Origin of the sequence: Paenibacillus sp. BJ-4 (assembly GCF_020404765.1) — a bacterium.
Taxonomy (GTDB): Bacteria; Bacillota; Bacilli; order Paenibacillales; family Paenibacillaceae; genus Paenibacillus.
Genome location: NZ_JAIVEM010000038.1, coordinates 56,499 through 70,093, shown reverse-complemented (window position 1 = coordinate 70,093; position 13,595 = coordinate 56,499). Strand labels below are relative to the sequence as shown.

Genomic DNA, 13,595 nt, shown 5'->3' with positions numbered 1-13,595 from the left:
TCCAGCTCTCTACCAACACATTTTATGCTTCCATTATTCTCACAAACTCCACAAAACGTGTACCTTTATAATGATGCTCACCACGGTCCCCGATCACAATCATACCGAAGTCCCTATCCTTCACCTCCAGCTCCTTACGTTCACCCCCGTCAAATTCAAAGGTAATATAATTATAAGTCGAAGCCGAAAAATCGCCTGACCCTCCGCGTACCCTCGTGCGCTTATCCACAACCTTGCATGGACGCTGTATCAGTTCGGCTGCTTGATTGGATAGCCCTGCTCCTATCGTCTTGCCAATACCGATAATCATTAAAAGAGCAATAATGCCAAATACGGTAAAAAAGATCATATTAAACGATTCAGCCTCATCTATATAGCTACCTCCCATCTACTTCATCCTTTCTACAGTAAAATGTAAATTTACCATTCTATTGCCCATTGACAAATGGTACATCTTCAACCTCAAAAACTCCAATACTTTTTTAACATACTTACGAAAAAAAAGTTCTTTCGCTCTTTTCCGCACCCCGCTTGGACTTATACCGGATCTGGGCCCTCCTCTCCCCTCTGGACCGATTGACAAAACTATATATAGATATAAAATAGAAAATGTACTCTAAATATAGTGTAAAAAACGTATTTATGCCCGATATCTTGAAGATACAGGTATGAAAATACATGTAAATATAGAGTCCAGAATTTTTTAATACGGTTAATGCCGTTTTCTTTTTTTCGTTAATTGTTAAGGAGGTTGTACACCATGCTGATTGCCTATGATTCTAAAACCGGCAATGTAAAAAGATTTATTGGAAAGCTCAAGCTTCCGGCGGTTCAGATCCAGGAGCAAATGACTATAGATGAACCTTACGTACTCATTACATATACAACGGGGTTTGGCCAGATACCTGAGAGGGTATCTTCCTTTTTGCAAAAAAACGCTAAAAACCTTGTTGGTGTAGCTGCAAGCGGCAACCGTAACTGGGGTGAGAGCTTTGCCAAAAGTGCGGATTTGATTGCCGATCATTATAATGTCCCCGTGATTAGTAAATTTGAATTATCTGGAACGTTCGGAGATGTAGAGCGTTTTAAACAGGAGGTGAGCCGAGTTGCGGCATATTGAATTGAACAACATGTTGATGAAACGTGATACAGACGGCTTTTTCCAATTGGAAAAGGACCAAGAGGCTGTAGCAGAATTTATGAAGGAAGTTCAGGAACGGAGTTTGAAGTTTGCTGACACAGCTGCTCAAGTGCTGTATATGATTGAGAATGATTATTACGAAAATTTCTACAACAGCTATACGGCTGATGAAATTAATGATATTTTCCATATCACTCATAGCTATCATTTTAAATTTCCTTCCTATATGGCAGCATCCAAGTTTTATACCGACTATGCAATGAAGAGTAACGACCGTAAGGTCTATCTGGAGCATTATCCTGACCGGGTTGCAGCAGTCGCTCTGCATTTGGGACGCGGCAATGCCGATACGGCGCGCGTGTTGGCCCGCTCGATGATGGAGCAGCGCCTCCAGCCCGCCACACCCACCTTCCTGAATGCAGGCAAAAGCCGTCGTGGAGAACTGGTATCCTGCTTCCTGCTCGAAATGGACGACTCCCTGAACTCAATCAACTACGTGCTGAACACTTGTATGCAATTGTCCAAAATCGGCGGCGGTGTCGCGGTGAACCTGTCGAAGCTGCGGGCACGTGGCGAAGCGATCAAAGGCGTAGAAGGCGCAGCAAAAGGTATTATGCCTGTACTGAAGCTAATGGAAGACGGCTTCTCCTACGCCGATCAAATGGGGCAACGTAAGGGCTCAGGCGCAGCATATTACAACATTTTCGGATGGGACGTGCTGGAGTTCCTGGATAGCAAAAAAATCAATGCTGACGAAAGAGTACGCCTTAAAACACTTTCGATCGGATTGCTGGTACCGAACCGCTTTTACAAGCTGGCTCAAGATAATGAACCGCTGCATGTATTTGCACCGTACAGTGTGTATAAAGCCTATGGAACGCATTTGGACGACATGGATCTGGATGAAATGTACGATACGCTGCTCGCCGATGACCGAGTCAAGAAAAAAGTAGCGATGAGCGCACGTGACATGCTGACGAAAATTGCCATGATTCAGCTGGAATCCGGCTATCCATACATTATGAACAAAAGTAACGCCAATCAAGCACATGCCCTTAAAAATGTGGGCCAAGTCAAGATGTCGAACCTGTGCACGGAAATCTTCCAGTTGCAGGAAACTTCCGAGATTACCGATTATGGACAACAGGATACCATTCGCCGGGATGTGAGCTGTAATCTGGCTTCCTTGAACATTGTAAATGTGATGGAGCATGGCAAAATTCGCGAATCCGTTCACGAGGGCATGATTGCGCTCACCTCGGTCAGCGATATGACCCAAGTAGCTAATGCACCGGGTGTTGCCAAAGCAAACCGCGAAATGCATTCCGTTGGTCTGGGTGTCATGAATTTGCACGGCTACCTTGCCAAAAACAAAATTGCTTATGAAAGCAATGAAGCGAAGGATTTTGTCCGTACCTTCTTCATGACGATGAACTATCATTCCATAGAGAAGAGTATGGAAATCGCGAAAGCAGCTGGACAAAGCTTTTATGGATTTGAGGAATCGGATTATGCGACCGGTGTGTATTTTGACCGTTATCTGAATACGGATTATCGTCCGACAACTGCACGTGTGCAAGAGCTGTTCAACGGTATTTATGTTCCGACTCCAGCCGACTGGGACAAGCTGAAAGCGGATGTGATGAAAAATGGTCTGTACCATGCCTATCGTATGGCGATTGCGCCAACTGCCAGCATTTCATATATTCAAAATGCGACATCCAGCGTCATGCCGATTGTTGAGCAGATTGAAACACGCACTTATGCAAACTCGACAACCTACTATCCAATGCCTTATTTGCAAAGAGATAATGTGTTCTTTTATAAATCTGCTTATCAAATGGATCAGTTCAAAGTGCTTGACCTGATTGCGGAAATTCAACCTCACGTGGATCAAGGAATCTCGACAGTGCTTCATGTGAACAGTGATGTGACTACACGTCAGTTAGCCCGTTGCTACCTGTATGCTGCACATAAAGGACTTAAATCGTTGTACTACACACGTACCAAAAAGCTGTCTGTGGAAGAGTGTCTCACCTGCTCGATCTAAAGCATTATGGATAGCATGATGATTAGAAATTTGATGATATATAAATGCTTTTCATTAAAAGCTGTATCCAGAGTGACGTTCAGCCCATTACGGGTATGATTGGGTCACAGCCTTGCGGATACAGCTTCCGTATGTCAAGCATACGATGATTCGCCTGCATCATTTTATGGAGATCCTGGGGAATCTCGCAAGCTGAAGGGAGAATGCTAAACAATGACAGGTATACAAGCTGTAAACTGGAATCGCTCGGATGATGATTTCACACTGATGTTCTGGAACCAGAATATTATGCAATTTTGGACAGATGATGAAATTCCATTGTCTGACGATAAAATGTCCTGGGTAACCCTCAGTGATATCGAAAAAGAAGCCTACATGAAGGTGCTGGGCGGCTTGACTCTGCTGGACACCATTCAAGGCGGTGTGGGGATGCCGCAAATTATGGAGCATGTAGACGGACTGCAACGCAAAGCCGTACTCAGCTTTATGGCGATGATGGAACAAATTCATGCCAAATCGTACAGCAGCATCTTTACAACCCTGGCTTCCACGGAAGAAATTGACGGTGTATTCCGCTGGGTGGAAGAAAATCCGCATCTCCAAACCAAAGCAGAAACCATTCGTCAGTATTATATGAATATCCATACACCGAAAGACCTGTATCTCGCGATGGCCGCCTCGGTGCTGTTAGAAAGCTATTTATTTTACAGTGGCTTCTTCTACCCTCTCTACCTGGCAGGTCAGGGCAAGCTGACATGCAGCGGAGAAATTATCGACCTGATCTTGCGAGATGAAAGCATTCACGGTGTATATGTAGGTGTGCTGGCACAAGAGATTTATGCAGAGCTGGACGAGGAAGAGCAACGCGATCTCTACCAGACGCTGGTAGGCTTGCTGCGCTACTTGCACAATAACGAAGAACAGTACACCGAGCAAATTTATGCCCCTATTGGACTCGTAGACGACGTTAAAGTCTTCTTGCGCTACAACGCCAACAAGGCCATGATGAACTTGGGCTTTGATCCACTTTTTGAAGAAGAAGAAGTCAATCCAATTGTATTCAACGGCATCAGCACCCACACCAAGCAGCACGATTTCTTTTCTAAAAAAGGAAACGGCTACGTGCGTGCAATGAATGTAGAGCCGCTGACCGATGATGATTTTAATTTTGGTGTATAGATCATAGATAGGTATATGTGAAAATAGTTTGTTTAGGTGACGCTGAAGAGGGCCGCTCCGCGAGTGGATGGTTCTTCCGATCGCAGTTGCCAGGGGATTCTTTTTGAATTAGTTATAAGGTTAGAATCCCCGGCAAAGGCGAACGCTTCGCTTTATATTTACAAACCATACAGACATCATCTAAGAACGTGTTATAGTCATCTCTGCATACTGAGTCACATATCTTTGTATATTTGTAGTACTTCCAAAAGAAAATCCTTATCATACCCTGTTTTTTGATGGAGTCGATCACACCATGCTTTAATATCCTTTATCTCAGGTTCATTTATCATTCCAGCCGTCGTACTAAGAAAACTTGACCAGTTATAAAACTCCCAATGTGCAATTTCTGATAAATATGAAATCCTGCATTCTAGCAAAGGCGACTTTTTTATCGTGTTCTGAGAAATTTCCGCCGCCTTCCAAAATGATGAGAGTTCCAAGGGTACAAGATCGAACTTCTGACTACTCATTCTACCATTAGGTCTGTGATATAAGATTGTAACCGTATCCTGATGCAGTTGGACCTCAATTTCTGCTGCTGGAAAAAAGCCTGTTAATCTCTCTGATGTAAAGCTTGGATGATCTGCATCTACTAATACTGGAATCAACCATTGGTCTCCCAAGTCGCATAAATAACGTCTGCCATCTTCATTTTTAGCGATTACAGCGACGTGTGCCTCTGTTGTCCCTAAATCATGGCCGATGGGATAAGCTTCAATTCCTTCTTTTTCAAACTCGTGCAGCAGCCATATCGCTAAGTCAAAACAATTACCTGTAATCCCATACCGCTCATGGTGCTCCTTCATTAAAGACACATCTCTCTGTTTCTTTCCATCCGTTTTCCTATAAAACCAAGCTTTCGTTAACGTCTCCATCGGAAAGGTATTAAACTTTTCCCATACAGACAAAATCTCGTTAGGGACTAACATCGTCAACCTCGTCAGGTCTCCATTTTGATCATCAAAGAAAGTTCCACCCATACTATAAGTATGCATATTTGATTTTCAAAAAAAAGCATAGTGCTATGATTGAAAAGGAGGCTTAATGAATAGAACTTATTCACGTCATTAATGAGGCATTTCAGGCGGCACAATCAGGGGATGTTCTACGGTTAAGGGAGTTTCTGGAATCTTACCCAAGCGTAACCCACACTGAAAATAGCGATGGACTTGCTCTATTGGGATTTGCAGCACATGACGGTCATGCTAATGCTGTGCAAGTCCTTTTGGATCATGGAGCCGATATTGATGCAATATCTTGAACGAGGGCATTCATGCAAAAAACGGCCAGATCGCCTAAATAGCGAAATCTGACCGTTTTCCATTGTTTATGATCGAGCCTCTGTGAAAATTTGAAAGGTGACACCAAACTTATCTGTGACATTCCCATAGGCAGGACTAAAATGGGTTTCTTGCAAGGGCATACCCACCTGTCCTCCTTGCTGTAAAGCATCAAACATTTTTCGGGCTTGCTCCACACTGTCGGTTGTAATACAGATGCTCACCTGGTTCCCACTGCTGAACGGCGATCCGGGAAAGGTATCGGAAAACATAAGCTCTGTCTCACCAACTTTAAGGGTAGCATGTCCAACACGTTCCTTGATCTCTTCGGGAATCGGAAAGTCAGGGTTTTCCGGCATATCGCCAAAGGTTTGAATAAAAAGCAGTTGCGCATCCAATGCCTTTTCATAAAATTCGATTGCTTCTTTTGCATTTCCATTCATTGTGATGTAAGGAATCAAACGTTTTGACATCTTCAACACAGCTCCTTTATATTAGGTTCACCCAGCCACTTCTCCTGTATTATATGCAAAACTGGTCAACAAAAACAAATCTGCTTTTGGCTTCTCTCTAAATGGGCTTTTCATGCCGTGCCTGCTCAATAATCTGCCGAATGAACGGCCCTTTGGCTTCGGTATATGCTGCACGATCATATGTGAATTGCTGCGCCAGGTCTTTTTTCAGGTCATTGTACGCCCGCAAGCTTTTTGGATGTGACTGTAAATAGTTACGGAACAGCAGATGATTCTGCCAATGCTCTCCTTTATACTTATAAATATGTAAATGATGAGTGCCTGCTCCCCATTCTCCACGGCGAAAGAAAGCCCGCTCTGGAAAATCAGGCTTAGGTACATATTCATATCCATTACCAAGCAAGCGCTCATGATGATCGGATTGAATATTTGCCAAATCCTCCACCCCAGCCATCATATCAATAATAGGCTTGGCTCCCAGACCAGGAACGGACGTACTGCCGATATGCTCTATGCCGATGCATAGTTCTCCGAGAGCCTCTATAATTTTCGTTCGCTCCCGCGCATACTCCTTCGCCCACTGCGGATCATATTCGGATATCTCCACATGCGAGGACATACATGAACACACCTTCCGTTATTTTCTAAAAATGCCTTCTAATCGCGCATGGCGCAAATCAGAAGGCATCCTCTTGTTCAACAAATATCTAGCAACTCCAACTATTAATAATTCCAGCCCTATTGCGGCTTCTCAATCACAATCAGACAGGTACTGTCTGGCAAAGGAACCGGCTGTCCCTGCTCGTCTGTTAGCTCAACACGCTTGGACAACGCCTTGGTATAACCCTCCTGTAAATAGTGGCGGTTCACCCGAATAATCGCCTGTGATCCAAGTGTGTTACGAATACACTCCTCATACTGTGAAGGGGTAAAATAACCAAACTGCTCCTGCACTTCATGCACATAGGCTTCTGCTCCCCAGGTATAGGTGTACAGAAATTCCATCGCATCGTTCACAGGCAATACAGCCTCAGACTCACTCACACGCTCCATTTCAAGTTGGCGACCTGCAAAATCTTCGGCATAACGCATCAGCCATTCCATCCCGTCCGGCTCCAGGAATCGGATACGTCTGCGCTGTTCTGTCGGTTCAGTCATAATACCGTCACGAATAATGATGCGTCCGCCGGGTGCCAGCACACGATAGGCGCTCTCCAGAGCAGCCTCCACTGTTTGCGGATTGAACCGGGTCCCATCTCGTTCGATGTAAGAATACAGTTCATGGAGAATGGTAGAAAAAATGACCGTGTCCATGCTCCCCGTCTCTACAAATTCCTCCAATCGGAGCGCATCCCCTTTGATCACATCCCAACGGTGACCCTCCAATTGCTTTTTCCGTTTAAGTGCTTCAATAACATTCACTGAGATATCAAGCCCCAGCGGCTTTGCATCCGGCCTTTCCTGCTCAATCAGATCCAGCAGCACGCCCCCGCCAGGTCCAATGTCCAGAATACGGGTTCCGGTCACGTAGTCCAGAATGACCCTTTTGTAATCTACAGTCTGATTCATATCCGTAAGATACGTTTCCTCATTATGAAAACGATCATAAGCATCACGCCGTAAGCCAAACAGATCGAACAGCAGCAATACGGCCTTATCATACAGCGGCGTTTTTTCTGCCTCAATACAGAAGTCAATCAGCTTCTCAGCCGCAGATGAAAATGCAAAATTAAAAAATACAGTACTCGGCAGCTCCTCCTTATGCTCCACGATCACATTCAAATGAGGGTTATGCTTCCGCTTTCCTTTTAAAAGATCCTGCCAGGACAGCGCACTCAGATATTTTTCAATCATTCGTTTTTTGTATATGTTAATTTTCTTGACACCACGATAATCATAATACATCGTGTTCATGAGAGATTCAAAGCTGATATGACGTACCGTAGCTGGCTGCTCCTGTCCCGTTTCCTCTCTCAGCGCGAGCAAAAACACCTTTACCAGCTCTTCAAGCGAAAAATCCTGCAAAGCTGACTCTACATACCAAAGCGTGCGATTCTCCAGCGGAGCAAGCGCCTTTTCCACATTTAGCTCACGCTTTAACTCCTCGTAAGCCTGTTCAAACGGCTCCCCTTCATGAATAGAAACGGACCGCAATCTCTGCAGCCGTTCTTTTACGCCCCAAACCACAGGCACGTTATCCCATGCGATCCAGCCGATCAACTGCTCCACTTCACTCCGTACCTGCTCCCATAGAGCAGGATCTACCCCGGCGATAATGCATTCGTTCAGAGCGCGTAAAACAAGCTCCAGCTCCTCGGCGCTTAGCCAGCCCTTCCGAGTAATTTCCAGCAACGGCCGATTTTCCGAAAAAGGAATTTCGCCCCGTATATACTGTCCGATAAGTCCGTGCGTCTCAATCAAAATCCGGGTCATGCTGTTGCGCGGATACGCAGGGGACTCCGCTTGAGCCTGTCTGACATATAGTTGGGAAGAGCCGATATTATGTACAAATAAATTAATGCCCTCCTGCTGCCAGCGCAGACGTTCACGGCCTGTACCCCCTTTGGCCGTCTCAGACCATACCAGCACATCCTCCAGCAGCTCTTTAATCCAGAAAGACAATGGGAGACCGTCCAAAATGAGCAGCGTACGCTCCACATAATCCAGGACAGGATTGGCATCCTTGAGCTCTCCTATGGAGCGGATGCGCTCCAGATTGACAATACGCTCCTCAGCCGAAACAAGCAGCTTCAGCCAAGTGGGCATATCCCAGGCCAGATCATTTTCTTTCCGATAGTTAGCAATGGCTTTTAATGATTGCAGCATTTTTCTCACCTCGTGTGATTCGGATTCGGTATGCACATGAGACTTTGGAAAAAACTCTTGGATAAATTCCTTTATAAACTACACTTTACCATACATTTGCAGTTTCCATCCCGTGGAAAATATTAAACATTTTTATCAATCAAATGATGAACAAAACAGAATTGCCTTTGCATTCACGAATGAAAAAAAGATATCCCCTAGCCTTTAGCTTGGAAGATATCTTATTTACCTTGTTATATGCATCAATACTATACTTCTTATTTATCCACGGGTACTCCGTCTGGTACTGGAATACCAAAGTCAGGGGTTCCATCTTCATTCCAGTTCAACGGCTGCACGCGTGTATGACGATTGGGATCATACAACGGGTCGCCTGTAATTTCCTTATAATTGCGAGCGTGGTACACGAGAAAATCGCTACCGTCAGGCGCAACCGTAAAGCTGTTGTGACCTGGTCCGAATTGACCTGTTTTCTCATTCGTACAGAATACGGGTACAGGAGACTTCGTCCACGATTTCGGATCGAGTAAATCTGCATTCTCATCCGCAGTCAGCAGACCCATGCAATAATTGTGGTCAGTCGCGCTGGCTGAATAACTGATAAAGATCCGCCCGTTCCGTTTCAGAACCGCAGCTCCTTCATTCACCTTAAAACCAATGACCTCCCAATCATATTCAGGGGTAGAGATCATCACTTGCTCACCACGCAGCGTCCACGGATTACTCATTTCAGAAATGTACAGATTGGAATTACCGACAATGTCCGGGTCCTTCTGAGCCCACACATAATACAGCACTCCATTATGCTGGAAGGTTGTCGCATCGAGAGCGAATGATTCCCATCGGGTTTTGATCTGTCCCTTCTCCACCCATTCTCCTTCCAGAGGGTTAGCAGAATCATTTTCCAGCACAAACATCCGGTGGTCGAACAGACCTTCCTTCGTTTCTGTTGTACGAGCTGCTGCAAAATAAATGTACCATTTATCATGAATAAAATGAATTTCCGGTGCCCAAATGTTCGCGCTTAATGGACCTGTTTCATACTTGTGCCACACTGCGACAGGCTCTGCCGTATTCAAACCTTGAATGGTACGGGCCCGCCGAACCTCAATGCGGTCATACTCCGGCACGGAGCCGGTAAAATAATAGTATCCATCACTGTGCTTGTAGATCCAAGGGTCTGCCCGTTGCTCAATGACCGGATTAATAAAAGGTACAGGTTGATTCATGGTTTTTCTCTCCTCTATGTGTAATATGTAGTTCATACCTTTAATCGCTGATATGCTTACCCCAAATTGAAATTCCCTTATTGTTCATACCTGTAAAAACTAGCGTATGGCGACCCAGCTCCCAGTCCCATGAAGGAAGCAGTAACAGTTGCTCCTTGGTTCCTTCGGATGTATCGCTCCAATCCATTGTTAAAGTACGCTTGCCATCAAAACTCCACTGGCCTTCAAGAACTCCGCTGGTTGCCCGTCCTCCGTCTTCCAGACGGAGTGGTTCAGCCTCCACCTGACCGTCCACTTCCTGCTTCATCACAATGCGTTCCCAACTGCCGGATAATAATCTTTGAGGTATATCCTGCTCCTTTTCGCCTGCATACCGTTCCGGTGATACGACAGGCCAGCCATCCGCCGTCCACAATATCTTGCGTACATGCAGGTACGGCCAGCTCTTATCCGTCTCTCCCCGCGCATGATGTACCATATAATAATCCTCTCCATCCTTCAGGACGGAATTATGACCTGGCGCAACCCAGCCTTCTCCTTCGCTGAATCGATAACCGCCCAGTATCTTGTTGCCAATCTCGTATTGAGGTAAATAGCTGGTATCTGCCATATCATGTCCGTTCATATCCACGTACGGTCCTGTGATGAAATCCGAGCGGGCAACGCGAACATTGTAATCCTCAAACAAGGAATCATATGAGACAAACAAGGAATCATATGAGACAAACAAGTAATATTTACGGAAGGTTGGATTGTACACAATGTAAGGCCCTTCCACAGCACCGTCTTCAGTTGCCCGATCTCTGGCAGCGATATTTTGCCCATAACCGGACTCTTTGAGCTTCCCCGTCTGGGGATCAAGCGGTGTAATGTAAATACCGCCAAAAAAAGAGCCGTACACCATCCACGGATTCCCCTCCGCATCCAGCACAGGATTGGCATCAATCGCATTCAGTTTGTCATGCTCATCCGTTTTAACAACCAGCCCCTCATCCTTCCAAGGACCTTCCGGCGAGCTGGATGTCTGCAATCCGATAGCTGACCGTGTGCTGCCAAAGGTGGAGGCGGAGTAATACATTCGATAAGTATCACCCATCTTGATAACGTCCGGTGCCCACAGATTCGTCGCTGATGACCATGCTCCCGCTTCCTTGGGGATGCCGGGCAGTGCATACTGAACCCAGTTCCAGTGAATCAGGTCGGTCGATTTGCGCACCATGACACCCGGCCTCAGCTCTCCACCCGTCTTTACATCCGTCGAGAATACATAATAGCCCTGATCTGTTTTAATAATCGCCGGGTCATGTGCATTGTTGATGGTCCAGCGCTGTTCATCGTTTATCGTACTTTGATCATACAAGTGATCAGGAGGCGGAGCCTGCGGATACACTGGGTCCGGGGTGTTATCCCCACAGCCGGATAGGCCTAGCATGAGCAGCATAACCATAATTGTTCTTCTCCTCCTTCCTTTATTCATTACATATCGTGACTGTCTTCCATCGCTCCTCGGTGACTCCCATGGACGCACTTATCCTTTGACACCGGAAATGGCAACTGATTCAATAATTTGTTTTTGGAAGATCAAGAATATAATTAATACAGGTAACAACGCTATAATGGAAGCTGCCATAATAAGCGGATAGTCTGTCTGAATGGCATAAGTCGCATTAAAATTCGCGATAACCAGCTGCAATGTCTGCGTTTCTGGTGAGTTCAAGTAGATAATCGGTGCCAAATAATCGTTCCAAATTCCCATGAACCATAAAATAAGCTGTGCCGCTACTGCCGGCTTAATGAGCGGGAACGTAATGGACGAATATAGTCGGAAATAAGAGCTGCCGTCAATTTTAGCTGCTTCGATAATGGCATCCGGTACACTGAGCAAATACTGCCGCAGGAAAAAGATCATAACTACATTCCCAAACAAACCGGGAACAATCAGAGGCAACAGCGTATCTACCCAACCTAGCTTGGAAAACATCATAAACTGCGGAATCATAACCGTTGGATATGGAATCATCATAGATGCGATAAGTGCAAGAAACAGTTTGTTTTTATGAGGGAATCTCAGCTTTGCGAATGCAAAGGCAGCCACGCTGGATGTAAAGGTACCCACCACGGTAACACTTACAGCCACAATCACGCTGTTCTTGATCCCGCTTAGCAGAGGTCCTGCTTCCCAAATTTCCTTGTACTTGCTAAACTGGAACACCTCTGGTATCCATACCGGTGGAAGTGCAAAGACATCCTGCTTTTCCTTCACCGAAGTGGACAGCATCCATAGCAGCGGCGCGATCATCACAATCGCTCCAATGGCCAGTGCAATAAAGATCGTGATATTAGTAACTTTCGTTCTTTGACTATGGGACATCATCAGACTCACTCCTTTCCGCGAAAATCAATCTCCATCAAAGGACGATTTTTCATTCATTTTGAATTGAATCAAAGTTACGATAAAAATGAAGATGCCAAGAATCATAGCCATCGCGGAGGCATATCCCATTTGCAGGTTTTTGAATGCCTTATCCCAAATATAGAAGACGATTGAGGCGGATGAATATTCCGGACCCCCTGTAGGTGTCATAATGTTCATTTCAGTAAAGATCTGCGAACCACCAATGATATTGGTTACGACTAGGAAAAAGGTTACCGGTTTCACCATTGGCCATGTAATGTTGCGGAACATTTGAAAGCCGCTAGCTCCATCCAGCTCTGCTGCTTCATAATAAGAGCGAGATACGCTTTGCAGGGCTGCCAAATACAGCAACATCGTGTAGCCAAGACCCTTCCATACCGTCATAAGGATCAAGGCAGGCTTAACTGTATCCTTATCCATCAGCCAGTTGGGACCTTTAATACCGAACAATTCGAGGAATTGGTTCACCAGACCGTAGTCTCCGTTGTATGCCCAGTTCCACATAATGGAAACCGCAGCCAAGGAAGAAATAACCGGAATATAATAAATCACACGAAAAGTTGTCGTGCCTGGAATCTTGCGATTCAATCCCAGTGCCAGCAGCAAGGCTAACACAAGACCGATTGGAATACCCAGCATTAAGAAAAGAGTATTGTACATTGATTTGTAAAACAGTTCATCGGTAAATAAATCTTTAAAATTGTCGAAACCAATAAAGTTCATTTGTCCTAATCCGTCCCAGTCTGTAAAAGAGCCGTATAACGAATAGACAAACGGGAACAACGTAAAGATTAGCAAACCGAGAATAGGAGGAAGGATAAATAAATATCCATATATCTTCTCTTTGCGATAGAGATTAGATTTGGTTATCACAGGGCTCACCTCTGTTTCTAATTTGGAATAAAGATGATGCCAGCAGCATGATATCAGCCACTAACATCATCCTCTATCCGTTATTA

Annotated in this window: 13 protein-coding genes; 4 read left to right on the top strand and 9 right to left on the bottom strand. The window is 45.1% G+C overall.

All coding sequences use genetic code 11. From position 1 onward, the window contains the following. Nucleotides 1–22: 22 nt before the first annotated feature. Nucleotides 23–388, bottom strand: coding sequence for a DUF2500 domain-containing protein (locus tag LCF57_RS07870; RefSeq protein ID WP_226000184.1), 366 nt, complete (start codon nt 386–388; stop codon nt 23–25). Between the two features lie 372 nt (nt 389–760). On the opposite strand from LCF57_RS07870, the gene nrdI reads away from it, so the two are divergent. The 3 genes from nrdI to nrdF all read left to right on the top strand — a co-directional run bounded on the left by nrdI (nt 761) and on the right by nrdF (nt 4,370). Next, nucleotides 761–1,120, top strand: a complete 360-nt coding sequence (gene nrdI / locus LCF57_RS07865; protein WP_025720761.1) for a class Ib ribonucleoside-diphosphate reductase assembly flavoprotein NrdI — start codon at nt 761–763, stop codon at nt 1,118–1,120. Continuing rightward, nucleotides 1,107–3,191 carry a class 1b ribonucleoside-diphosphate reductase subunit alpha gene (gene nrdE, locus LCF57_RS07860; protein WP_226000183.1) on the top strand — a complete coding sequence of 695 codons (2,085 nt, stop codon included), beginning with the start codon at nt 1,107–1,109 and terminating at the stop codon, nt 3,189–3,191. The genes nrdI and nrdE overlap by 14 nt, the downstream gene beginning before the upstream one ends. 213 nt (nt 3,192–3,404) lie before the next feature. Then, nucleotides 3,405–4,370 carry a class 1b ribonucleoside-diphosphate reductase subunit beta gene (gene nrdF, locus LCF57_RS07855; RefSeq protein ID WP_013370558.1) on the top strand — a complete coding sequence of 322 codons (966 nt, stop codon included), beginning with the start codon at nt 3,405–3,407 and terminating at the stop codon, nt 4,368–4,370. Nucleotides 4,371–4,585: 215 nt separating this feature from the next. On the opposite strand, the gene LCF57_RS07850 is transcribed toward nrdF, so the two are convergent. After that, nucleotides 4,586–5,392 carry a hypothetical protein gene (locus tag LCF57_RS07850; RefSeq protein ID WP_318840637.1) on the bottom strand — a complete coding sequence of 269 codons (807 nt, stop codon included), beginning with the start codon at nt 5,390–5,392 and terminating at the stop codon, nt 4,586–4,588. A 197-nt stretch (nt 5,393–5,589) separates the two neighbouring features. Between LCF57_RS07850 and LCF57_RS28120 the strand changes: the two genes are divergently transcribed. Next, nucleotides 5,590–5,673, top strand: a complete 84-nt coding sequence (locus tag LCF57_RS28120; protein WP_413232188.1) for a hypothetical protein — start codon at nt 5,590–5,592, stop codon at nt 5,671–5,673. A 66-nt stretch (nt 5,674–5,739) separates the two neighbouring features. On the opposite strand, the gene LCF57_RS07845 is transcribed toward LCF57_RS28120, so the two are convergent. From LCF57_RS07845 to LCF57_RS07815, 7 genes are all read right to left on the bottom strand, one after another. Beyond that, nucleotides 5,740–6,165, bottom strand: a complete 426-nt coding sequence (locus LCF57_RS07845; protein WP_226000182.1) for a VOC family protein — start codon at nt 6,163–6,165, stop codon at nt 5,740–5,742. 97 nt (nt 6,166–6,262) lie between these two features. Continuing rightward, a complete protein-coding gene (locus tag LCF57_RS07840; protein ID WP_226000181.1) occupies nt 6,263–6,784 on the bottom strand; it encodes a GrpB family protein in 522 nt (173 codons plus the stop codon). 119 nt (nt 6,785–6,903) lie between these two features. Beyond that, nucleotides 6,904–8,991: a class I SAM-dependent methyltransferase gene (locus tag LCF57_RS07835; RefSeq protein WP_226000180.1), complete on the bottom strand. Its 2,088-nt coding sequence runs from the start codon at nt 8,989–8,991 to the stop codon at nt 6,904–6,906. Between the two features lie 257 nt (nt 8,992–9,248). Then, on the bottom strand, nt 9,249–10,220 hold the full coding sequence (locus LCF57_RS07830; RefSeq protein ID WP_226000179.1) for a family 43 glycosylhydrolase: 972 nt from the start codon (nt 10,218–10,220) through the stop codon (nt 9,249–9,251). 40 nt (nt 10,221–10,260) lie between these two features. Continuing rightward, on the bottom strand, nt 10,261–11,667 hold the full coding sequence (locus LCF57_RS07825; protein ID WP_226000178.1) for an arabinan endo-1,5-alpha-L-arabinosidase: 1,407 nt from the start codon (nt 11,665–11,667) through the stop codon (nt 10,261–10,263). An 81-nt stretch (nt 11,668–11,748) separates the two neighbouring features. After that, on the bottom strand, nt 11,749–12,591 hold the full coding sequence (locus LCF57_RS07820; RefSeq protein ID WP_226000215.1) for a carbohydrate ABC transporter permease: 843 nt from the start codon (nt 12,589–12,591) through the stop codon (nt 11,749–11,751). 27 nt (nt 12,592–12,618) lie between these two features. Next, nucleotides 12,619–13,509 (bottom strand): carbohydrate ABC transporter permease, encoded by an 891-nt coding sequence (locus LCF57_RS07815; protein WP_226000177.1) that lies wholly within the window; start codon nt 13,507–13,509, stop codon nt 12,619–12,621. Nucleotides 13,510–13,595: the final 86 nt, after the last annotated feature.

Coding starts and splice junctions, on each gene's coding strand:
- nrdI (WP_025720761.1), top strand. CDS start 761: ATGCTGATTGCCTATGATTCTAAAACCGGCAATGTAAAAAGATTTATT.
- LCF57_RS07820 (WP_226000215.1), bottom strand. CDS start 12,591: ATGTCCCATAGTCAAAGAACGAAAGTTACTAATATCACGATCTTTATT.
- LCF57_RS07830 (WP_226000179.1), bottom strand. CDS start 10,220: ATGAATCAACCTGTACCTTTTATTAATCCGGTCATTGAGCAACGGGCA.
- LCF57_RS07835 (WP_226000180.1), bottom strand. CDS start 8,991: ATGCTGCAATCATTAAAAGCCATTGCTAACTATCGGAAAGAAAATGAT.
- LCF57_RS07840 (WP_226000181.1), bottom strand. CDS start 6,784: ATGTCCTCGCATGTGGAGATATCCGAATATGATCCGCAGTGGGCGAAG.
- nrdF (WP_013370558.1), top strand. CDS start 3,405: ATGACAGGTATACAAGCTGTAAACTGGAATCGCTCGGATGATGATTTC.
- LCF57_RS07845 (WP_226000182.1), bottom strand. CDS start 6,165: ATGTCAAAACGTTTGATTCCTTACATCACAATGAATGGAAATGCAAAA.
- LCF57_RS07850 (WP_318840637.1), bottom strand. CDS start 5,392: ATGGGTGGAACTTTCTTTGATGATCAAAATGGAGACCTGACGAGGTTG.
- LCF57_RS07825 (WP_226000178.1), bottom strand. CDS start 11,667: ATGGTTATGCTGCTCATGCTAGGCCTATCCGGCTGTGGGGATAACACC.
- LCF57_RS07870 (WP_226000184.1), bottom strand. CDS start 388: ATGGGAGGTAGCTATATAGATGAGGCTGAATCGTTTAATATGATCTTT.